Here is a 21,675-nt window from a genome sequence, read left to right as displayed (position 1 = left end):
AAAACGCAATGACCTCCACCGTCATCGACATTCCCGATTCGGTACGCGCCAAGATCGACGTGCGCAACCTGAACTTCTACTACGGCCAGTTCCATGCCCTGAAGAACATCAACATGTCGATCCCGGACCGCAAGGTCACGGCCTTCATCGGGCCGTCGGGATGCGGCAAGTCGACGCTGCTGCGTACCTTCAACAAGATGTACGCGCTCTATCCCGAGCAGCGCGCCGAGGGCGAGATCAACATGGACGGCGACAACCTGCTGACCGCCAAGCAGGATATCGCGCTGCTGCGCGCCAAGGTCGGCATGGTGTTCCAGAAGCCGACGCCGTTCCCGATGTCGATCTATGACAACATTGCCTTCGGCGTGCGCCTGTTCGAGAAGCTGTCGCGCTCGGAGATGGACGACCGCGTGGAATGGGCGCTGACCAAGGCGGCGCTTTGGAACGAGGCCAAGGACAAGCTGCACCAGTCGGGCTACGGCTTGTCCGGCGGCCAGCAGCAGCGCCTGTGCATCGCGCGCGGCATCGCCATCCGCCCCGAAGTGCTGCTGCTGGACGAGCCGTGCTCCGCGCTCGACCCGATTTCCACCGGCCGCATCGAAGAGCTGATCGCCGAACTGAAGGACGAGTACACCGTGGTGATCGTGACGCACAACATGCAGCAGGCGGCGCGCTGCTCGGATTACACCGCCTACATGTACCTGGGCGAACTGATCGAGTTCGGCGAGACCGAGAAGATCTTCATCAAGCCGCACCGCAAGGAAACGGAAGACTACATTACCGGCCGCTTCGGCTGACGCGCAGGGCAGGGACTAGCATATCCATAAGCGGCCAGGAGAATCCCATGACTGACAAGCACCTGTCGACCCAGTTCGACGCAGACCTCAACGCCATCAACACCAAGCTGCTGCAGATGGGCGGCCTGGTGGAGTCGCAGATCGAGCTGGCCATGCGCGCGCTGACCGACTTCGACGCCGAGATCGCCGACCAGGTGATCGCCCGGGAAATCCAGCTCAATGCGCTGGAAGTCGAGATCGATGCCGATTGCGGCAACATCATCGCCCGGCGCCAGCCGACCGCGCGCGACCTGCGCCTGGTGATGGCCATCTCCAAGACCATCACCAACCTGGAACGCGCCGGCGACGAGGCCGAGAAGATCGCCAAGCGCACCAAGCACATCATGGAAGACGCGTCGGCGCACAGCATCAACTACGCCGAGGTCAAGCTGTCGGGCGAGATGGCGATCTCGCTGCTGCGCCAGGCGCTCGACGCCTTTGCGCGGCTGGACACCGTAGCGGCGGCGCGCATCGTCAAGGACGACAAGGCCATCGACGAAGAATTCCGCGGCTTCGTGCGCAAGCTGATCACGTACATGATGGAAGACCCGCGCACCATCTCGGTCGCGCTGGATTTCCTGTTCATCGCCAAGGCCGTCGAGCGCATTGGCGATCACGCGAAGAACATCGCGGAATTTATCATTTACATTGTCAAGGGGACGGACGTCCGCCATGTCTCGCGCGAGGACATGGAGCGCGAAGCGCTGAGCTGAGGTCAGCCGCCCACGGAGAACCATACACATGCCAAGCAGTATTCTCGTTGTCGAAGACGAACCGGCGATCGCCGAACTGATCGCCGTGAACCTGCAGCACGCGGGGCATTATCCGATCCGGGCCTATAACGCCGAGCAGGCGCTGTCGTTGATGAGCGATGTGCTGCCCGACCTGGTGCTGCTCGACTGGATGCTCCCGGGCAAGTCGGGGGCGAACTTCGCCAAGGAGTTGCGCGCCAATGACCGCACCCGCCAGATTCCCATCATCATGCTGACCGCCCGCGGCGAGGAGCAGGACAAGGTGATGGGGCTGGAAGCCGGTGCCGACGACTATGTCACCAAGCCGTTCTCGCCCAAGGAGCTGCTGGCCCGGATCAAGGCCGTGCTGCGCCGCCGCGCGCCGCAGCTGACCGACGACGTGGTGGCGATCAACGGCCTGCGGCTCGACCCGGCCACGCACCGCGTGACCGGCCAGGACGAGAGCGGCCCGATCAAGCTGGACCTGGGTCCGACCGAGTTCAGGCTGCTGCACTTCCTGATGACGCACCCGGAGCGCGTGCACAGCCGTTCGCAATTGCTCGACCAGGTCTGGGGCGACCATGTCTTTGTCGAGGAACGCACCGTCGACGTCCATATCAAGCGCCTGCGTGCGGCCCTGACGCCCGGCGGCTACAGCAACATGATCGAAACCGTGCGTGGCAGCGGCTACCGGCTGGCGCGCACCCCTGGCGCCTGAGCCGCCGCACGGGTCTCAAGCCGCTGGCAGGGCGCGGCGAAATCGTGGCACACTCCGTCGCAACCCTGCAGGCAGCCGTTTTCGCGGCTGCCTGCGAGCCTGAACCCTGCGCATGAATGTCATCTGGGCCCGTTCCGCGGCCATCCTGATCAGCCTGCTGGTGCTGTCCGCCGGCGTCTACCTGGTCGCCGGCCCGGTGCCGGCGCTGGCGCTGGCATGCGTGTCGCTGCTCGGCCTGTTGTTCTACTACCTGTACCAGATCAACCGGCTGTGGAAGGTGCTGGACGCGCCGGTCTACGGCGAGATCCCCAGCGCGCTCGGCCTGTGGGGCGAGGTGTATTACCGCCTGCACCGGCTGGTCAAGCGCTGGCGCACCCAGGTGCTGCAGGTGGAGCAGCAGCACACCCGCTTTATCCAGGCCATCCAGGCCTCGCCCAACGGCGTGCTGATGCTCGATGACGCCGACCAGATCGAGTGGTGCAACGACGTCGCCGAGCAGCATTTCGGCCTGAACGCGCGGCGCGACGTGCGCCAGCGCATTACCCACCTGATTCGCCGGCCGGAGTTTGTCCACTACCTCACGCGGCAGCAGTTCGACGACCCGCTGGTGATGCGCGACATGGGCGAGCACAAGCACAGCGTGATCGCGGTCCAGATCCTGCCGTACGGCGACAACCGCAAGCTGGTGATCACGCAGGACATCACCAAGCTGGAAAACACCGAGGCGATGCGGCGCGACTTCGTCGCCAATGTCTCGCACGAACTGAAGACTCCGTTGACCGTGATGACCGGCTTCCTCGAAACCGTGCGCGACCTGCCGGTGTCCGAGGAAGACCGGCGCCGCTATATCGACATGATGCTGGCGCAGTCGGTGCGCATGCAGAGCATCGTCGAAGACCTGCTGGCGCTGGCCAAGCTGGAAAGCGACGCCCAGCCGCCGGGCCATGAGGTGGTGCCTATCCGCGCCATGGTGGCGCACCTGATGCACGATGCCGAGGCGCTGTCGCAGGGCCGGCACCACGTCGCGGCCGAGATCGATCCCACCGTGGGCATGCGCGGCGCGGAGACCGAGCTGATGTCGGCGCTGGGCAACCTGGTGTCGAACGCGGTGCGCTACACGCCGGAGGGCGGGCGCATTACCATGCGGCTGGCCTGGGAAGACGGCCACGCGGTGTTCTCGGTGGCCGATACCGGCCTGGGCATCGCGGCCGAGCATATTCCCCGGCTGACCGAGCGCTTCTACCGCGTCGACCGCAGCCGCTCGCGCGACACCGGCGGCACCGGCCTTGGGCTGGCCATCGTCAAGCATGTGCTGTCGCGCCACCATGCCGAACTGCGCGTCACCAGCGAAGAGGGCCGGGGCAGCGTGTTCCGCGTGGTGTTCCCGCTGGAGCGCAGCCTGCGCTCCGCTGCCGCAAGCGCGGACAGCCCGGTGCCGGGCGTGGGTCCGACGGTAACGCCGCAGGCACCGGACAATTCCCGGCGCGCAGCCTGATCTCAAAGAGAAACCCCGCCGCGGCGGGGCTTCTTGTGCTCGCGGCGCGCGTTCAGGGCGTACCGCCAAACATCACCAGCATATCGTTCTGGCTGACATGCGGATGCTTGGAACGCGTCTGGCTGCGCACGTAATTTCCGTCCGACTGCATGAGCCACGCCGAGGCATTGTCGCGCAGGTGGACCTGCAAGCTCTCCTTGATCACGCGCGCCTTGAGCGCCTTGTCCAGCACCGGGAACGCGACTTCCACGCGGCGGAACAGGTTGCGGTCCATCCAGTCGGCGCTGGACAGGTAGAGCACCTCTTCGCCGGCCGCGTGGAAGTAATAGACGCGATGGTGTTCGAGAAAACGCCCGATGATCGAGCGCACCGTGATGTTCTCGGACATGCCGGGCACGCCCGGCATCAGCGCGCACACCCCGCGCACGATCAGGTCGATCTTCACGCCGGCGCGCGAGGCCTTGTACAGCTCGTCGATGATCGACGGTTCCAGCAGGGCGTTCATCTTGGCGATGATGCGCGCCGGCTTGCCCGCGCGCGCGTTGCGGGCCTCGGCGCGGATATGGTCGACCAGGTTGCTCTGCATGGTGAACGGCGACTGCCACAGGTGGTTCAGCCGGATCGTGCCGGCCGTGCCGGTCAGCAGCTGGAACACATGGTGCACGTCTTCGCAGATGGCCTCGTCGGCGGTCAGCAGCCCGAAGTCGGTATAGAGCCTGGCCGTGCGCGGGTGGTAATTGCCGGTGCCCAGGTGGGCATAGCGGCGCAGCTTGACCTGCTTGGCCTTCGGCCCGGTGGGCTCGCGCCGCACGATCAGCAGCATCTTGGCGTGGCACTTGTGCCCGACCACGCCGTAGATCACGTGCGCGCCGGCGGACTCGAGCCGCTCGGCCCAGTTGATATTGGTTTCCTCGTCGAAGCGCGCCAGCAGTTCCACCACCACCGTCACTTCCTTGCCGTTGCGCGCGGCGGTCATCAGCGCTTCCATCACCAGCGATTCGTTACCGGTGCGGTAGACCGTCTGCTTGATCGCGACCACGTTGGGGTCGGCCGCGGCGAGCTGCAGCAAGTCCAGCACGGAGCTGAAGCTCTCGTAGGGATGGTGCAGCAGCACGTCCTGCTGGCGCATCACGTCGAACATCGACGCGCCGCCGGCAAAGGCCTTGACCGGCGCCGGCACGTAAGGCGGGAACTTGAGCGCCGGCCGGTCGACCATGTCGGGGATCTGCATCAGCCGCACCAGGTTCACCGGGCCCGATACGCGGTACAGGTCCTGTTCGGCGAGTCCCGATTCCAGCAGCAGCCGGCGCGCCAGCGGGGCCGGCGTATCGGACGAGATTTCTAGCCGCACCGTGTCGCCGAAATGGCGCGCGGGCAGCTCGCCCTGCAGCGCTTCGCGCAGGTCGGTGATGTCGTCTTCCGAGACGAACAGGTCCGAGTTGCGCGTGACGCGGAACTGGTAGCAGCCATGCACGGTAATGGCCGGGAACAGCTCGTGCACGAAGCCCTGCATGAATGACGACAGCATGACGAAGCCGTACGGATAGCCCGACAGCTTCTCCGGCATCTTCACCACGCGCGGCAGCGCACGCGGCGCCTGCACGATGGCGAGATCGGCGTCGCGCCCGAACGCGTCCTTGCCGGACAGTTCCACCACGAAGTTCAGGCTCTTGTTGAGCACGCGCGGGAAGGGGTGGGCCGGGTCCAGCGCGATCGGGGTCAGCACCGGCGCCAGTTCGCGCTGGAAGAACTCGCGCGCCCATTCACGCTGGGCGTCGGTCCAAGTGGTGGTCAGGTGGAAAAAGACCCCTTCTTTTTCAAGTAGTGGAAAAATGGTGTTCTGCAGCATGTCATACTGCGAGGCCACCAGCCGTTGCGTGCGCTCGGTGACAAGCTGGTAGGTCTGCTGGAACGAAAGACCATCCGGCGTCAGGCCCGAGGCATTGTCGCGCATCTGTTCCTTCAGGCCCGCCATGCGGATTTCAAAGAACTCGTCCAGGTTGCTGGACACGATGCAGATGAACTTGAGCCGTTCCAGCAGCGGGACTTTCGGGTCCGCGGCTTGCGCCAGCACGCGGGCATTGAATTCCAGGATGCCCAGTTCGCGATTGAGCAGCGTACTGGACGGAGTCGTCGACATGGTCATGACCTTCTTTTGGTAATGTGGCGACTTTTTCATAGAATCGTGTCACTTTCATGACAGTTTGATTTTGTCATGATGCGGACATGACCACGACATATTTTCTCCGGGCCCGAATCGCGGCAGGCTCCGGCGCCAGCGGGTCCCTGCCGCGCTTCGCCACGCCAATGCGAACCTGCCCTCCAAGCACACGATGAACAACACTCCACGCCTGCTGGCCGCCGTCGACATGGGCTCGAACAGCTTCCGCCTGATGATCGGGCGGGTGGACGAGACCCCGACGGCCAATGGCCCGGCCAGCCAGATCTTCCAGGTGGACGCGCTGCGCGAACCGGTGCGGCTGGCGGCCGGCCTGACCCCCGACAAATACCTTGACCAGCCCGCGCGGCGACGCGGTATCGATGCGCTGCGGCGCTTCGGCGACCGCCTGCGCGAGTTCGCGCCTGGACAGGTGCGCGCGGTTGCCACCAATACGCTGCGGGTAGCAAAGAATGCGTCCGATTTCCTGATCGAGGCCGAAGGCGCGCTGGGCTTCCCGATCGAAGTGATAGCCGGGCGCGAGGAAGCGCGGCTGATCTATCTGGGCGCGTCGCACGACGCGCCGGCCTGCCAGGGCAACCGCCTGGTGGTCGATATCGGCGGCGGCTCGACCGAATTCATCATCGGCAACGGCTACCAGTCCAAGCTGATGGAAAGCCTGTATATCGGCTGCGTGTCGCACAGCCGCCAGTTCTTCCCCAGCGGCAATGTCGACGACTACGCGATGAAGCAGGCCGAGCTGGCGGCGCGCCGCGAGATCCAGGTGCTGGTGCGCCAGTACCGTGCCGCCGGCTGGGAGCAGGCGGTGGGCTCGTCGGGCACCGCGCGCGCGCTGGCCGAGCTGATCGAACTCAACGGCATGAACGACAGCAATGCCGAGCACGGCATCACGCGCGAAGGGCTGGAGCGCCTGAAGCGTGCGCTGATCAAGGCCGAGAACACCAACCGCGTCAAGCTGACCGGTCTCAAGCCGGACCGCATTCCGGTGCTGCCGGGGGGCTTGTCGATCATGCTGGGCGTGTTCGCCGAACTCGATATCGAGCGCATGGACGTGACCGACGGCGCGCTGCGGCTGGGCGTGCTGTACGACCTGCTCGGACGCAGCCACCATGAAGACATGCGCACGGTCACGGTGGACCAGTTCATGCGCCGCTATGGTGTCGACCGCGCGCAGGCCAGCCGCGTGCGGCGCACCGCGCAGACACTGCTGTCACAGTTCCCGGACCCGGCCAACGAACGGCGCGAGGACAACCTCGCGCTGCTGGGCTGGGCCGCCAGCCTGCACGAGATCGGCATGTCGATCTCGCACAGCGGCTACCACAAGCATTCCGCCTATATCGCCACGCATGCCGACATGCCGGGCTTTTCCAAGACCGACCAGGCGCGGCTGGCGACGCTGCTGCTGGGCCATGCGGGCAAGCTGGGCAAGCTCTCGGGCAGCGGCAAGTTCGTCGACTGGCGCATGCTGTTCAGCCTGCGCCTGGCCTTCGTGCTGTGCCGGCGCCGCTCGGACGTGGCGCTGCCGGACATCCGCGTCACGCAGTTGGCCGAAGCGCTGGACGAAGGCTTCACCGTGCGCCTGCCGAAGGCGTGGATCGACGCCAATCCGCTGATCGAATACAGCCTGGCGCAGGAAGCCGACGAATGGCAGCGCATCGGCAAGCGCTACAAGGTGGTCTACGACTGAGAGGGAAGGGATCGACCGGCCGCCGATAAGGCGGCCGTGACCGGAAGGGCTTGTTGGCGGGCGCGCCGTTCAGGCGGCGTTGTTCAGGCCCAGGAAGTGGCGGGCGTAGCGCGGGTTCATGTCGTTCACGCGCAGCAGCGTGAGGAAGTCCGCCACGTTGAAGTCCGGGTCCCAGGCGGGCTGGCCGCAGATCTTCGCGCCCAGGCGCAGGTAGCCCTTGATCAGCGCGGGCGGCTCGACCGCCAGCTGCTGGTTCAGGTCTTCCACCGGCAGCGGCAGGCGCGGGAAGGCGTGGTACTCGATCGGTGCCAGCGAGCGCTCGGTGAACAGCCGGTGCAGGCTGGCCGCGTAGTGGCCGCCATCGCTCATCGGCACGCTCGCGCAGCCCAGCATCGACTCGATGCCCCAGCGCTGCAGGTACTCGCCCAGCCCGCCCCACAGCGCCATGATGACGCTGCCGGAGCGGTAGTCGCGGTGCACGCACGAGCGGCCCAGTTCCAGCATCTTGGGGCGCAGGTGCGACAGGCGCACCAGGTCGAATTCCGATTCGGCGTACAGGCAGCCCAGGCGCTTGGCCTGGTGCGGCGGCAGCACGCGGTAGGTGCCGACCACGCGCAGCGTGGCCATGTCGCGCACGATCAGGTGGTCGCAGTAGGCATCGAACATGTCGATGTCCAGTTCAGGCACCGAAGACGTCAGGCGTGCGCCCATTTCCTCGGCAAAGACCTTGTAGCGCAGGCGCTGGGCCTCGACTACTTCGTCCTGGTGGCGCGCCCACGCCACGCTGAGAACAGGCGACTCATGTGCCGGTGTATCCGATGGGCGATGAAGACGCCTCCGCGCCGTCTGGCCGCCGAGGCCATTGGGCAGGGAGTCGAAGAGCGGCTGGGTAGGCGTCGGCAGATCTCGCATCAGTATGTCCTTTTGGTGACGAAACTGTTGCGATGCAATGTAGTGAGGGCCGGTGACAATGCCGTGACCCGGCGATGACGGTTGCGTGACTTCGACAGCCGGGTCTGTCCGGGAAGCCTTCAGGGGCACCCTTGGGCGGTGCCGCACCCCGACCGGACTTAGAGGAATTCTGGGTTGATGACCGCGCGCAGCACGGTCTGGGCCTCGCTTTCGCGGGTACGGCCGGTCAGCCACCAGAGGCCGCCCTTGCGCACGCTCCAGTCCATTTCGGTGCCCGCCAGCAGCAGGCTGGCGACGCGGCCGATCCAGGGCTGATGACCGACCACCACCACGTGCTCCGGGCGCTCCGGCCATTCGACCGCGGTCAGCACGGCGCTGACGTCGGCGCCGGGGGCCAGGGCATCGAGGATTTGTGCGTCGCCGGTCAGTGCCGCCGCGGTTTCGCGGGCGCGCACGGCGGGGCTGCATAGGACCCGGGTATCGGCTGGCAGGTGGGCCCGCAGCCATTTGGCCGAGGCCTCGGCCTGCTTGCGGCCGCGGCGCGTCAGCGGGCGCTGCAGGTCGGCATGGCGGCTAAGGCTGAGGGCGTCGGGGAGGTCTTCGGCTTCGGCATGGCGCCACAGGATCAGGTTCATGTCGGACGGGGCAATGAGCTTGCTTCGAGTATGGTGAAGCCGCCCGACCGGCGCAAGCGCGGCGCGAACAAAAGCGGGCTGCCGGTCAGGGCAGCCCGCAAGTGTCTCCGGGCGCGGTGTCAGCGGCGTGACAGCGCGTCGGCGCAATACAGCGGCGGCGCCGATGGCAATGCATTGCCACCGGCGCCGTCGGGAAACTCAGGACTTGTGGCGGAAGTTGATGCGGCCCTTGGTCAGGTCGTAGGGCGACATTTCCAGGGTTACGCGGTCGCCGGCCAGGATGCGGATGCGGTGCTTCTGCATCTTGCCCGAAGCGTATGCCCAGATTTCAACGCCGTTTTCCAGCGTGACCCGATAGCGGTTGTCAGGCAGGGCTTCCGACACCACGCCGCCAAATTCAATGAGTTCTTCCTTAGCCAATCTGTCTTCCTTTTCGGCAGCCCGCGAAGGCTGCATGGTTACGTTTTCAAAAAATCTGTTCGGTTCGCCCGCAACGTCGCCCAGTCGCGGCACCTTGCGCCGATACGGCCAATCGCGCCTGAGGCGGTCGGGGGCAGGGCGCGCATGCTGCGGCGGCTGGCGCCCTGCATGACCGGATCAATCGGCGGGGTCAGCGGTGTCGCCATGCGGGCGCGGATTGCTTGGGCGAAAACCTGGTCGCTGACAGCCGGAGAGGCCGTGTGCTTCGCGGAGCAGGCGGGCAGGTGTACCCGGTGGTTCGCCAGTTCGGTGTCGTCGCGGTGGCCCGCGCCGGCGGCTGCTGTTCGCTCGCAGGAGCGCGCTGGTGAGAACGCCCGGTTACAGGGATGCTCGGACACCCCGGGGGCTACTGCGACATTGTATCACGTACGCGGATGCAGCATTGCCGGTGCGTCCGGTTGCACCGGCCTCGGGCTAGGCGCAACAAAATGGCGATAAAGGCGCAAACCGGCTCGCAGTCCGCTTGGTATTTGAGCCATATGAGCTAGAACTAACGCGTACGGCCGTGCCGGGCCGGATCTCGCAAGGAGACTGCCATGGAACTCCATCTGGAATCGCACCGCTATGTCCGCTGCCGCCCCGACTGGCGCGCCGCGGTGCTGGCGGGGCTGATTGCGGGCGCGGTCTACATGGTGCTGGAGTTGCTGACCGCGCGCTTTCTGCTGTACCAGGGCGCCTGGGGCACCGTGAAGATGGTCGCAGCCATCATCCTGGGCCGTGAGGCGCTGTCGGCCGATGCCTTCAACTGGACCATCGTGCTGGCCGCGGGCACGGTGCATTTTGCCTTGTCGATCATCCTGGCGGCGGCGCTGGCGCTGATCCTGTCGTCGTTCCGGTTCGACACCAGCCTGGGCCTGGCCTCGGTGGTGGGGATCGTATTCGGCGTGGTGGTCTACCTGGTCAACTTCTATGTGCTGGGGCGCTACATGAACTGGTTCGACGAGGCGCGCGGCTGGGAAGCCCTGTTCGCGCATGCGCTGTTCGGGCTGGTCGCGGCCGATGTGTACTGCAACCTGGAGCGCCGGCGCGGCGGGGCGCAGGCGCAGCCCCCCGCCTGAACCGTTTAGCCCATCTGGTTGATATGACGATTAACGCGCTCGCACTACGCTAGAGGCAAACGACCATAGCGGCTGGCGCCTGGCACATCCGCGCACAGTCACACCGGAGTGCCCATGCGGGTCGCAATCGTCAGTACCGAAACCACCGGGCTCACGCCAGCCGATGAGCCCGTCAGCATCGGCTTGCTGCTGGTCGAGGTGTCGCCGCGCGCCGGCGGCCTGCTGCGCGAAGTGGCGGAGTACTACGGTTCGCAGGAGCCGACCGTGCCGATCAGCGCGGCAGCCACCGATACCCACGGCCTGACCGCCGACATGCTGCGCGGGCGCCGCTTCGACCTCGGCGCCATTCGCGCCATCGTCGACGAGGCCGAGGTGCTGGTGGCCCACGGCGCCGCGTTCAACGCCAGGATGCTGGAGAAAGTGCTGCCCGGCATCCAGCACAAGCGCTGGCGCTGCTCGGTGCGGCAGGTGCGCTGGTCCCAGTATTTCCACGCCGCCAACCACAAGCTCGATACGCTGTGCGAGCACCTGCATATCTTCCGCCCCCGGCCGCAGGTGGCTTTGGATGACTGCCTGGCGCTGTCCAAGCTGCTGTTCCGGCCGATCGGCGCCACCCAGCAGGCGACGCCGATGGGTTTCCTGCTGGCCGAAGCCGATTTCGCGATAAGCGCCGCCCCGCATGCCGGCAGCGTGCCCGCTCCGCCGCCCCTGGCGCCGCCGCCGGAACTCTCGTCTTCCTGGATGCCTCAAGTCGAAGCCAGCCAGCATGGCCCCGGGCGGGGGCTGGTGATGGCGGCCGTGATACTGATGCTATGCGCCGGCGCGGTGATCTGGCCGGACTTGTTCCCGTGGTGACAGCGCGTTGCAAGCGCCGCATGGCTGCCCTTGCGCAAACGGGCCGGAAAAGAAAAACGGCCCGGATCTTCCGATCCAGGCCGTTGTTTCCACTGGGTATTTCTGGTCGGAGCGATAGGATTCGAACCTACGACCCTCTGATCCCAAATCAGATGCGCTACCAGGCTGCGCTACGCTCCGAAGCCGGCCATTGTAGCCGCGTTGGCAAGCCACGGTCAATGTGCGTCGATGCCGATGGGTTCGGGTCGGACGAGTGCGCCGCAATGCTCCCCCTTCTGGCGGGGGCGCTTTGTCTTGACTTGGGTTTGCGCGCTGCGATAATCCGCACACCGCTCCAGTCCGACCGGCGTGCTGTTGGGAACGCCCGGTTTCGCGTAGTTCCTTCCGGACTGACCTGATCACCACAACAAGAACGGCGCTCCCCGCCCTGGGCGAGCGGCTCGGTCTGTCTGCGTTCGCCAATTGGCGGCACGGGCGGCCTGAAACAGGAGGTGCGGCATTCGATCACAACGATCCGGCACAGGATCGGCAAAACATGCAGGGAAGAGCGGTGGCATGCGGAGCGCCGCTGCTTGCCTTGGACGGGAATAAAGATGTTTCAGTCGCACGTGGTTGTGCTCATCGCGGGGCTGTTTGCCTTGCAGATGGCGGTGGTTTGCGTGGTGTTGCGCCGGTCGTCGGGCATGGAGCGCAGCGGCCTGACATCCTGGGCGCTGGGCAGCGTGCTGGCGGCCTTTGCCGCGGCGCTCGCGGCGGTGCAGGCATTGCGGCCGATGTGGCTGGTGCCGGAGTCGACCGACCTGGCGCTGCTTGCCGCGCTTTCGGTGATGGCAGTGGGCGCGCGGCACTTTGCGCAACGGCCGGGCCGTGCCGCGGGCCTGCTGGGGCTGAACCTCGCGGCCGCGGCAGCGGTGGCCTGGGGCGACCTGGCGCCGCGCTACCTGGCCACGACGGTGGCGCTGCCCGATCTGGCGCCGGTGCTGAGCGCCTGCCATATCGTGCTGCTGCTGGATCTCGCGCGCAGCGTGGTGCCGGCGGTGCCGGCAACGCGCGGCACCGGCCGGCTGGCGGCGTGGTCGCTGGCGGCGATCGTGATCGCCGCGGCGGCCATCAATGCCTGGACCGTGTTGCGGCCGCTGGCGGCACTGGCGCAGGGCGGCGCCTGGCCGCGGCCGATGCCGTGGGACGGCGAGCTGGCCGTGTTCAACGTCTTTGCCCTGGTGGGGGTGTCGGTCAGCTTTGCCCTGATGGCGCACGACCGGCTGCGCCGCATGCTGGAGCGGCGCGCGCGGCACGACGACCTGACCGATGTGCTGCTGCGCGGCGCCTTCTGGGAGGAACTGGAGGCCGCCTGCCTGCAGGCCGAGCGGCAGCGCAAGCCGATGACGGTCGCGTTTGTCGACCTCGACCACTTCAAGGCGATCAACGATGTCTATGGCCACCTGGCCGGCGACAGCGTGCTGCGGCACTTTGCCGGCCTGTTGCGCAAGACGCTCGGACACGGCGACCTGGCGGGGCGCCTGGGCGGCGAGGAGTTCGCCATCGTGATGCCGGATACCGCGCTGGAAACCGGCCGGCTTGCCTGCCTGCGGCTGGCCACGGCGGTGCGCGCCACGCCGTGCCCGTCGGAACCCGATCCGATTGCCTATACCGTCAGCATCGGCGTGGCCGCGCGCCAGCCCGGCGAGGGTGCCGATGCGCTGATGCGCCGCGCGGACCGCGCGCTGTATGACGCCAAGCTGAAGGGGCGCAACTGCGTGTCGCTGCACCCGGCGGGCGGCGATGCCGCGGAATCGGCCTCCGACTCCGCCGGCGCCGGCCGCTACGTCACGCGCGGCCAGCCCCGCGCCGCGTCCTGAGGCGCATCGCTTGTCACCGCGGCCGGGCGCTGCGGTAGAATGCACGCCTTCGCGTCCTTAGCTCAGTTGGATAGAGCACTCGCCTTCTAAGCGAGCGGTCAGAGGTTCGAATCCTCTAGGACGCGCCAAAGCCCACGGATTCGGGGCGCCGAATCGTCCCGGGTCCAGTCCCTGCCGCTTCGCCGACATCATCCCGGCGCCATCCTGCGGTTTCCCATGGGTTGTCCAAGGCCAGTCGCCAAGCCATATCGCAACGCATGGATGCCATGTAGCGATAGGCATACCTTTTGAGGTTGTCCAGGCCTCACCCCTCATCTAGACTGGATTTCATCCGTCCAAGCGGTCAGTACTTAACCTGACCTGCCGAATGCGCGGCGGCGCGGTTGCCGGTCCTGGGTCTTGGTGGTGATCTGCAGGGAGACAAGCATGATGCCTACGCCAACTTCGGAGCGCTTGCTGTCGCGCGGGCTACTCGATGTGCTGATCCGCGCGGGGCTGATCGCGGTGCTGGCGATCTTCTGCTTTCAGATATTCCGGCCCTTTCTCGATCTCATTGTCTGGTCGGTGATCCTGGCCGTGACCATCTATCCGCTGCAGGTCAGGCTCAGGCGCAAGCTGGGCAACAAGGACGGACGCGCCGCCACGCTGATCGTCCTGGCCGCGATTGCCATCATCGCGCTGCCGGCCTACCTGCTGGGCGCCGCCATGGTCGACTCGGTGGCCAGTGCCATGGCCATGGTCAAGAAAGAAGGCTTGCATATTCCGCCACCGGCCGAGTCGGTCGCCAGCTGGCCGCTGGTGGGCCAGCGCCTGTATGACGTCTGGCTGCAGGCCGCCTCCGACCTGACCGGCGTGATCCAGACCCACGCGCCTCAGGTGCGGGAAATCAGCCTGGCCGTGCTCGCCGCCGCCGCCGGCATCGGCAAGGGGCTGCTGCTATTTGTCTTCGCCCTGATCATCGGGGGCATCTTCATGGCCTACGGCGAGGCCGGCAACCGTAGCGCCGTGCAGATTGCCGCGCGCGTCTTTGGCCCCGAGCGGGGCCAGCGCATCGCCTCGCTGTGCACGGCGACCATTCGCGCGGTGGCCCAGGGCGTGGTCGGTATCGCCTTTATCCAGATGCTGCTGGTCGGCGTTGCCTTCGTGGTCAAGGGTGTCCCGGCTGCGGGCGTGCTGGCCCTGGTGGTGCTGCTGCTGGGCATTGCGCAGTTGCCGGCCACGCTGATCACCGTGCCGGTGATCATCTATGTCTTTGCCAGCGAAGGGGCCAGCGTGGCCACCATCGTCTTCGCCATCTATGTGTTCGTGGCGGGGCTGGCCGATAATGTGCTCAAGCCGCTGTTGCTCGGGCGGGGCGTCGACGTGCCGATGCCGGTGGTGTTGATCGGCGCGCTGGGCGGGATGGTGACCGGCGGCGTGATCGGCCTGTTCATCGGTCCGGTGGTGCTGGCGGTCGGCTATCAGCTGTTCTGGCAATGGGTGGAAGATCCGCCGCCGCAGACCGAGCCTGGCAGCCAGCAACAGACCTGAAGCCATCCGGGCCGCCCATGACGCGCCGGCACCGTCCTCTGCGCGCATTGCTGGCCGCCGCGTGCTGCGTGGGGGGGTGCGCGCGCCTCGGGCCGGATTTCCAGCCGCAGCAGGAACCGTGGACGCAGCAGTGGCGCAGCCCGGCGCTCGAGCAGGCTACGGTGCAGCGAGCCCTGCCCGACATCCGCGAGTGGTGGCAGGTCTTCGGCGACCCGGCACTCGAACGCCTGATCGCCGAAGCCGATGCCCACAATGCCAGCCTGAAGATTGCCGGCCTGCGCGTAATGGAAGCGCGCGCCCAGCTGGGCATTGCCCAGAGCGGACGATTCCCCCAATTGCAGCAGGCCAGTGCCGACGTCCTGTACACAGATCGCCGGCAGGCCGGCGGCCGCAATCCTCAGAACAATCGCTTCTGGCAATACAGCGCGGGCTTCGACATCGGCTGGGAGCTGGATTTCTGGGGGCGCTTCAGCCGCGCCATCGAATCCGCCGATGCCGCCTACTTTGCGGCCCGCGCCAACCGCGAGGACGTGCTGGTGCTGCTGCGCGCCCAAGTCGCGGAGACCTACTTTGCCTTGCGCACGGCCGAGGCACGCCTGCGCATCGCCCGCGACAACGCGGCCCTGCAGCGGCGCAGCCTTGAAATCACCGAGCGGCTGTTCAAGAGCGGCGAGACCGACGAACTCGACCTGCAGCAAGCCAAGACCCAGTACCTGGGCACCCTGAGCACCGTCCCCGAATTCGAAAGCCAGATCACGCGCACCCGCAATGCCCTTGCGGTGCTGGTGGGCCGCCCGCCGGGGCCGTTGCCGGAGTTGCCGGAGCTGTCCGGCAAGGAAGGCCTGATGCCGCTGATCGATCGCGCCGTGCTGCAGGACGTGCCCGCCAGCCTGCTGCAGCGCCGGCCGGATATCCGCGCCGCCGAGTTGCAGATCGCCGCGCAATCGGCGCTGATCGGTGTGGCCGAGGCCGATCTCTATCCGTCGCTGACGCTGCTGGGCAGCATTGTCTGGTCCGCCAGCACACTGGCGGGCACGCCCAACAGCCTGGCGCTGGTCGGCGGGCCGAGCCTGCGCTGGAATGTGTTCGACTATGGCCGCATCAAGAACACCGTGCGGGTGCAGGACGCCCGGCTGCAGCAGTTGATCATCGCCTACCAGGATGCCGTGCGACAGGCGGCGCGCGAAGCCGACGATGCCGCGAGCGCGCTGATCAAGGCGCTGGAGCGTGAGCAGATCCTGCGTGACAGCGCGCTGGCCGCGAGGCGTTCGCTGACGCTGGCCAACGCGCTTTACCGCGAGGGCTACTCGGACTTCCAGCGCGTGCTGGATGCGCAGCGCGCGCTGGCGGCCCAGCAGGATGCCTACGTGGTCAACCGCAGCAATGCCGTCAGCGACCTGATCGCCGTGTACAAGGCGCTCGGCGGTGGCTGGTCCAGCGAACAGCCGCTGCTCGACCCTGCCACGCGCGAGCAGATGCGGCAACGTACTGACTGGGGAACCCTGCTCGACGAGCCAGGGTCCGCGCCGGTTTCCCTGTCAGGCAACGGTAATCCCTGAGCGAGTGCCGATGAACGACACCCCGCAGCCCTCCGAGGCGCCGACGCTTACGCCGACCCCCGCGCCGCCGCCGCCCGCGGCCGACTCGTCAAAGAAGGGCGTGCGCTGGGTGCTGCTGCTGATCGTGATCAGTCTCGCCTGGTACCTGCTGGCCGACCGCCTGACCCCGTATACGCAACAGGCGCGGGTGCAGGCCTTCGTGGTGCCGGTGGCCGCGGAAGTGTCCGGCCGCGTGACCAAGGTGCACGTGCGCAACAATCAGGACGTGGCGACGGGCACGGTGCTGTTCGAGGTGGATCCGCAGCAATACCGCATCGCGGTGGACCGCGCCCGTGCCGATCTGGAGTCGACGCGCCGGCAGATCGGGGCCAGCACGGCGGGTATCGAGTCGGCGCAGGCATCGCTGCGCGCGGCCCGTGCCAACGAAGTCAAGGCGCGGCAGGATAGCGAGCGCCTCGAGCGGCTGTACCGCGAGGACCCCGGCACCATCTCGCTGCGGCGCCTGGAGGTGGCGCGGGCCAGCCTGGAGCAGGCCGTCAGCCAGGTCGCCGCTGCCAGGGCCGAGGTTCAGCGTGCGCGCGAGCAGGAGGGCGGCAGCGACGCAGACAACGCCAAGCTGCGCAGCGCCGCCGCGGCGCTGGAAAAGGCCGAGCTGGACCTGGCCAACACGCAGGTGCGGGCGCGCGCCGCCGGGCTGGTCACCGACCTGCGCACCGATGTCGGCCAGTTTGCCGCGGCCGGCAATCCGGTCATGACGCTGATCGCCATCCACGATGTCTGGATCAACGCCGAAATGACCGAAAACAACCTCGGCCGCGTCGAGCCCGGCACGCCGGTTGCCATCGTGCTGGATGCCTTGCCGGGCAGGGTCTTCAAAGGCCGGGTGCGCAGCGTCGGCTACGGCGTCAACGCCGGGACAAGCACGCCGCCGGGCAGCCTGCCGACGGTGCAGAACAGTCGTGACTGGCTGCGCCCGGCGCAACGCTTCCCGGTCATTGTCGAGCTCGACCGCGGCGAGTTTCCCCCCCTGCGCGGCATTCGCGTGGGCGGGCAGGCCGAGGTCATGGCGTTTCCCACCGAGGGCAACCCGCTCAATCCGCTGGGCCGCTTGTTCCTGTACCTGATGAGCTGGCTTTCCTATGTCTACTGACAGCCAGGCGTCGCCATGGCCCGCGCGCGATCCACGCAGCCGACGTTGCCTGCGCCTGGCCAGCGGCACCGCGCTGTGCCTGACGATCAGCTTCGGACTGGCCCTGCCGGTGCCCATGGTCGCGCCGGTGCTCGGCGTGTTCCTGCTGGCGACGCTCAACCGGCCGATGTCGCTCGGGGCGGGACTGGGCCTGGCACTGGTGGTGATGCTGACCACCGGCATCGGCCTGCTGCTGATCCCCCTGCTGCGCCATTACCCTGCCAGTGGCGTGCTGCTGGTCGGCCTGTGCCTGTTCCTGGCCTTTCGCTACGGATTGCGCGGCGGCAACGGCCTGGTGTCGACCTTCCTGGTGGTGGGGCTGACCATGATCTCGGCGGCGGGCACCTTTGATTTCGGACTGGCGGTCACGGTGATCGAAGCGCTGGTCAAGGGACTGCTGGTCGCCCTGATGGCGCTGGGGATTGGTCACTGGCTGTTTCCCGAACCGGCTGGCGCGGGCGCGCCGCCTGCAGCCGCGGACCTGCCGGAAGAGCAGGCCGCCCGGATCGCGCTGCGCGCCGCGCTGGTGGTCATGCCGGCATTCCTGCTGGCGCTGAACGATCCGTCGGCCTACCTGCCGGTCATCATGAAGGCGGCCACGCTGGGCCGGCAAACCTGCACTACTTCGGCACGCGGCGCGGGGCGGGAACTGCTGGGGTCGACCCTGCTTGGCGGCGTGCTGGCGATCCTGTTCTGGGCCGCGCTCAGCCTGTTCGTGCACTTGTGGATGTACTTCCTGTGGATGCTGCTGTTTGGCCTGCTGGTGGGGCGCAGGCTGTATCGCCTGAGCCCGTCGCGGTACCCGCCAGGCTTCTGGGTCAACACCCTCGTGACCCTGATTATCCTGCTGGGCCAGTCCGTGCAGGACAGCGCCGCCGGGAAGGACGTCTATACCGCCTTTGCCGTGCGCATGGGCCTGTTTGTCGGCGTCACGCTGTATGCCTGGCTGATGGTCGCATGGCTCGATCAGCCCCGCGACGCGCGGCAATTGTCTGGATGAAAGGGGCGGTCATGCTGCACAACCTGGCGCTCGGCGTTCCCGTGATGCTGGCCTGCCTGCTGTTGCAGGCGGTGTTCGTGGCCGTCTGCCTGCGCTACTACGCGCGCTTCAAGCATGCGCGGCACGGGCACTTTTCGCTGGGCCAGGAAATCCTGCTGCTGTCGGTGGTGATGGTGCTGACCCTGAGCGGCAACTTCGTCCAGATGGCGATCTGGGCCATCCTCTTCATGCTGCTGGGCGAGTTCGCCGATTTCGCGACCGCGCTGTATCACTCGGGCGTCAACTTTGCCACGCTGGGCTATGGCGATATCGTCATGTCTCCCGCGTGGCGCCTGCTGGGGCCGCTGGAGGCGGCCAACGGCATTCTGATGTTCGGCGTCTCCAGTTCCGTGATGACGGCGGCGGTGCTGGAGGTGATCAAGCAAAACCTGGCCAGCCTGGGCGAGGACGTCGAGCCATAGCGCCGGGATGCCGCGCCCGGGCCGGGCGCGTCGCGGTCCCGCGGGTGCGGGAGCAGCGCCGGCAGGATTCGCGTTTTTGCCGCACAATACGGCCTGCGCGCCGCACAGGAGCACGCTGGATCGATCAGAGGCGAGGACTACCTCGCCCGTCAGCGGGCGGCATTTCGTTGAACCCTGCAAATCCTGTACATGGCCGCCCCACATGCACAATCCGCCGCGGATCCCGACCGCGGCGCCGACGCTTCCCTGTCTTCCCGCGATCACCACCCGTCCGGCCCGCTGCCGCTACTGGCATTGGGGGTCGGCAGCTTCGCCATCGGCACCGGCGAGTTCGTCATCATGGGCCTGCTGCCCGATGCCGCCACCGACCTCGGCATCTCGATCCCGCAAGCCGGCCACCTGATCAGCGCCTATGCGCTCGGCGTGGTCGTCGGCGCACCGCTGCTGGCGGTGCTGGGCGCACGCTGGCCGCGGCGCAACCTGCTGATTGCCCTGATGGCGGTGTTTGCCGCCGGCAATATCGCCAGCGCGCTGGCGCCGTCGTACCTGTCGATGATGGTGGCGCGCCTGCTCACGGGCTTTCCGCACGGCACGTACTTCGGCGTCGCGGCGCTGGTCGCGGCCAGCCTGGTGCCGCGTGAGCGGCGCGCGCAGGCGGTGGGGCTGGTGATGCTTGGCCTGACCACCGCCACGCTGGTCGGCGTGCCGATCGCGGCCGCGGTCGGCACCTGGCTGGGCTGGCGTTCGGCCTTCGTGATCGTAGGCGCGCTCGGCGCGCTGACGGCGCTGCTGGTATGGCGCTGGGTGCCGTTCGTGCCGGCCGACCGTCGTGCCAGTCCGCTGCGCGAGTTGTCCGCACTCGGGCGCAAGCAGGTCTGGCTGACGCTGGGCATCGGTGCGATCGGGTTTGGCGGCATGTTCGCGGTGTTCAGCTATATCAAGCCGACCATGCTGGAGCTGGCGCATATGCCGGCGGCCGGCATCCCGGTGGTGCTGGCGCTGTTCGGCATCGGCATGGTGGCGGGCAACCTGGCCGGCGCGAAGCTCGCCGACAAGGCGTTGATGCCCACGGTGGGCGGGGTGCTGGTCTGGACCGCGCTGGTGCTGGGCGCCTTTACCTTGACCGCGTCGCACGCCTGGCTGGCCGCCTTCAATGTGCTGCTGGTCGGCACCGCCGTGGCGCTGGGCCCGGCGCTGCAGATCCGGCTGATGGACGTTGCAGGCGATGCGCAGACGCTGGCGGCGGCGCTCAACCATTCGGCCTTCAACCTGGCCAATGCGCTGGGCGCCTGGCTGGGTGGGCTGACCATTGCCGCCGGCTTCGGCTGGGAATCGACCGGCTGGGTCGGCCTGCTGCTGGCGTTGGGCGGGCTGGTGATCTATGCCTGGTCGATGCTGAGCATGGAGCGGCGCGTCCCCGCCGCGGCGTAGCAGGCTGGTGTGTACGCCTGGTCGGAATCCCGAAGCAAAAAAGGGGGTGCCATAACGGCACCCCCTTTTTTATCGCGCGAGTTGCCGGCGCCGGATTTACTCCGCGTCGGCCACGCTCGCGCCGACCACGTTGAAGCCACCATCGACATAGGTGATCTCGCCGGTCACGCCGCTGGCCAGGTCCGACAGCAGGAAGGCGGCGACGTTGCCGACTTCTTCGATGGTGACATTGCGGCGCAGCGGCGCGGCTTGCTCGAAGTGGCCGAGCAGCTTGCCGAAGCCCTTGATGCCCGAAGCGGCCAGGGTCTTGATCGGGCCGGCCGAGATGCCGTTGGCACGGATCCCGCGCGGGCCGACCGACGAGGCCAGGTAGCGCACGCTGGCTTCGAGCGAGGCCTTGGCCAGGCCCATGGTGTTGTAGTTGGGGACCACGCGCTCGGCGCCGAGGTAAGTCAGCGTCAGCAGCGAGGCCTTGTCCGACAGCAGCGGCAGGGCGGCCTTGGCCAGCGCCGGGAAGCTGTACGCGGAAATATCGTGGGCGATGCGGAAGCCTTCGCGCGACAGGCCGTCGAGGAAATCGCCCGCGATCGCTTCACGCGGCGCGAAGCCGATCGAATGCACCAGGCCGTCAAACTTTTCCCAGCGCTGGCCCAGCGCGGCGAAGGTGGCGGCAATCTGCTCGTCGCTGCCGACGTCGCATTCGAAAACCAGGTCGCTGCCGAATTCCTTGGCAAAGTCGCTGATCCGGTCCTTGAACCGTTCGCCGACGTAGGTGAAGGCCAGTTCGGCGCCTTCGCGCTTGCACGCCGAGGCAATGCCGTAGGCGATCGAGCGGTTCGAAAGCAAGCCGGTGATCAGGATCCGCTTACCTGCCAGAAATCCCATAAATTCTCCAAGGTGGTGTATCAGGCACGCTTCGTGCGTCCGCCGTGCGGCCGTGCGGGTGCCGGGCTGTCCTGCGGCCCTTTTATTGCGCCGCGCAGAGGGAATGTCCGGATGGCTGGGGCCACCCCGGACGCATGTAAAATTGTCTCATACTTGGCCCGGCCGCAGAACGCCG

19 protein-coding genes and 2 tRNA genes are annotated in these 21,675 nt (G+C 67.1%); 15 read left to right on the top strand and 6 right to left on the bottom strand.

Translation table 11 applies throughout. From position 1 onward, the window contains the following. Positions 1-8 precede the first annotated feature (8 nt). The 4 genes from pstB to phoR all read left to right on the top strand — a co-directional run bounded on the left by pstB (position 9) and on the right by phoR (position 3,780). The gene (pstB, locus tag U9J39_RS26035; protein WP_012353223.1) at positions 9-797 is read left to right on the top strand and encodes a phosphate ABC transporter ATP-binding protein PstB; all 789 of its coding nucleotides are present in this window, start codon (positions 9-11) and stop codon (positions 795-797) included. A 47-nt stretch (positions 798-844) separates the two neighbouring features. Then, on the top strand, positions 845-1,549 hold the full coding sequence (gene phoU, locus U9J39_RS26030; protein ID WP_018007821.1) for a phosphate signaling complex protein PhoU: 705 nt from the start codon (positions 845-847) through the stop codon (positions 1,547-1,549). 28 nt (positions 1,550-1,577) lie between these two features. Further along, positions 1,578-2,285, top strand: coding sequence for a phosphate regulon transcriptional regulator PhoB (gene phoB / locus U9J39_RS26025; RefSeq protein ID WP_012353221.1), 708 nt, complete (start codon positions 1,578-1,580; stop codon positions 2,283-2,285). A gap of 112 nt (positions 2,286-2,397) precedes the next feature. After that, positions 2,398-3,780: a phosphate regulon sensor histidine kinase PhoR gene (phoR, locus tag U9J39_RS26020; RefSeq protein ID WP_115710053.1), complete on the top strand. Its 1,383-nt coding sequence runs from the start codon at positions 2,398-2,400 to the stop codon at positions 3,778-3,780. A gap of 52 nt (positions 3,781-3,832) precedes the next feature. Here the strand turns inward: phoR and ppk1 are convergent, their stop codons facing one another. Next, positions 3,833-5,959, bottom strand: a complete 2,127-nt coding sequence (ppk1, locus tag U9J39_RS26015) for a polyphosphate kinase 1 (RefSeq protein ID WP_115710051.1) — start codon at positions 5,957-5,959, stop codon at positions 3,833-3,835. Positions 5,960-6,113: 154 nt separating this feature from the next. Between ppk1 and ppx the strand changes: the two genes are divergently transcribed. Next, positions 6,114-7,646 carry an exopolyphosphatase gene (gene ppx, locus U9J39_RS26010; RefSeq protein ID WP_115680568.1) on the top strand — a complete coding sequence of 511 codons (1,533 nt, stop codon included), beginning with the start codon at positions 6,114-6,116 and terminating at the stop codon, positions 7,644-7,646. A 69-nt stretch (positions 7,647-7,715) separates the two neighbouring features. On the opposite strand, the gene U9J39_RS26005 is transcribed toward ppx, so the two are convergent. From U9J39_RS26005 to infA, 3 genes are all read right to left on the bottom strand, one after another. Then, entirely contained in the window at positions 7,716-8,558 is an 843-nt protein-coding gene (locus U9J39_RS26005) for a GNAT family N-acetyltransferase (protein WP_112774029.1), read from the bottom strand. Positions 8,559-8,716: 158 nt separating this feature from the next. Continuing rightward, on the bottom strand, positions 8,717-9,193 hold the full coding sequence (locus U9J39_RS26000; protein ID WP_115680567.1) for a SixA phosphatase family protein: 477 nt from the start codon (positions 9,191-9,193) through the stop codon (positions 8,717-8,719). A gap of 198 nt (positions 9,194-9,391) precedes the next feature. Beyond that, positions 9,392-9,613 carry a translation initiation factor IF-1 gene (gene infA / locus U9J39_RS25995; RefSeq protein WP_008641674.1) on the bottom strand — a complete coding sequence of 74 codons (222 nt, stop codon included), beginning with the start codon at positions 9,611-9,613 and terminating at the stop codon, positions 9,392-9,394. Between the two features lie 596 nt (positions 9,614-10,209). Between infA and U9J39_RS25990 the strand changes: the two genes are divergently transcribed. Both U9J39_RS25990 and U9J39_RS25985 read left to right on the top strand, forming a co-directional pair. Next, positions 10,210-10,731 (top strand): hypothetical protein, encoded by a 522-nt coding sequence (locus U9J39_RS25990; protein WP_115710047.1) that lies wholly within the window; start codon positions 10,210-10,212, stop codon positions 10,729-10,731. Between the two features lie 114 nt (positions 10,732-10,845). Further along, positions 10,846-11,586, top strand: a complete 741-nt coding sequence (locus U9J39_RS25985; protein ID WP_115710045.1) for a DNA polymerase III subunit epsilon — start codon at positions 10,846-10,848, stop codon at positions 11,584-11,586. A 103-nt stretch (positions 11,587-11,689) separates the two neighbouring features. Here U9J39_RS25985 and U9J39_RS25980 read toward each other — a convergent pair. Further along, a tRNA-Pro gene (locus U9J39_RS25980) sits at positions 11,690-11,766 on the bottom strand. Between the two features lie 413 nt (positions 11,767-12,179). Between U9J39_RS25980 and U9J39_RS25975 the strand changes: the two genes are divergently transcribed. The 8 genes from U9J39_RS25975 (at position 12,180) to U9J39_RS25940 (ending at position 20,615) form a co-directional block, all read left to right on the top strand. Further along, positions 12,180-13,445, top strand: a complete 1,266-nt coding sequence (locus tag U9J39_RS25975) for a GGDEF domain-containing protein (RefSeq protein ID WP_116312754.1) — start codon at positions 12,180-12,182, stop codon at positions 13,443-13,445. Positions 13,446-13,496: 51 nt separating this feature from the next. Beyond that, positions 13,497-13,573 (top strand) — tRNA-Arg (locus U9J39_RS25970). Positions 13,574-13,871: 298 nt separating this feature from the next. Continuing rightward, positions 13,872-14,975, top strand: a complete 1,104-nt coding sequence (locus tag U9J39_RS25965; protein ID WP_326348499.1) for an AI-2E family transporter — start codon at positions 13,872-13,874, stop codon at positions 14,973-14,975. 17 nt (positions 14,976-14,992) lie between these two features. Further along, on the top strand, positions 14,993-16,534 hold the full coding sequence (locus U9J39_RS25960; RefSeq protein WP_115710040.1) for an efflux transporter outer membrane subunit: 1,542 nt from the start codon (positions 14,993-14,995) through the stop codon (positions 16,532-16,534). A gap of 10 nt (positions 16,535-16,544) precedes the next feature. Next, on the top strand, positions 16,545-17,684 hold the full coding sequence (locus U9J39_RS25955) for an HlyD family secretion protein (protein WP_115710038.1): 1,140 nt from the start codon (positions 16,545-16,547) through the stop codon (positions 17,682-17,684). Further along, positions 17,674-18,723 carry a DUF2955 domain-containing protein gene (locus U9J39_RS25950; protein WP_115710036.1) on the top strand — a complete coding sequence of 350 codons (1,050 nt, stop codon included), beginning with the start codon at positions 17,674-17,676 and terminating at the stop codon, positions 18,721-18,723. The genes U9J39_RS25955 and U9J39_RS25950 overlap by 11 nt, the downstream gene beginning before the upstream one ends. A gap of 11 nt (positions 18,724-18,734) precedes the next feature. Next, the gene (locus U9J39_RS25945) at positions 18,735-19,184 is read left to right on the top strand and encodes a potassium channel family protein (RefSeq protein ID WP_115710034.1); all 450 of its coding nucleotides are present in this window, start codon (positions 18,735-18,737) and stop codon (positions 19,182-19,184) included. Between the two features lie 189 nt (positions 19,185-19,373). After that, positions 19,374-20,615 carry an MFS transporter gene (locus U9J39_RS25940; protein WP_116312753.1) on the top strand — a complete coding sequence of 414 codons (1,242 nt, stop codon included), beginning with the start codon at positions 19,374-19,376 and terminating at the stop codon, positions 20,613-20,615. 96 nt (positions 20,616-20,711) lie between these two features. On the opposite strand, the gene fabI is transcribed toward U9J39_RS25940, so the two are convergent. Beyond that, positions 20,712-21,500 (bottom strand): enoyl-ACP reductase FabI, encoded by a 789-nt coding sequence (fabI, locus tag U9J39_RS25935; RefSeq protein WP_062800677.1) that lies wholly within the window; start codon positions 21,498-21,500, stop codon positions 20,712-20,714. Positions 21,501-21,675: the final 175 nt, after the last annotated feature.

It is taken from the genome of Cupriavidus sp. SS-3 (assembly GCF_035818815.1).
GTDB classification, from domain to species: domain Bacteria; phylum Pseudomonadota; class Gammaproteobacteria; order Burkholderiales; family Burkholderiaceae; genus Cupriavidus; species Cupriavidus taiwanensis_C.
This window is presented reverse-complemented; position numbering and strand designations above follow the sequence as displayed.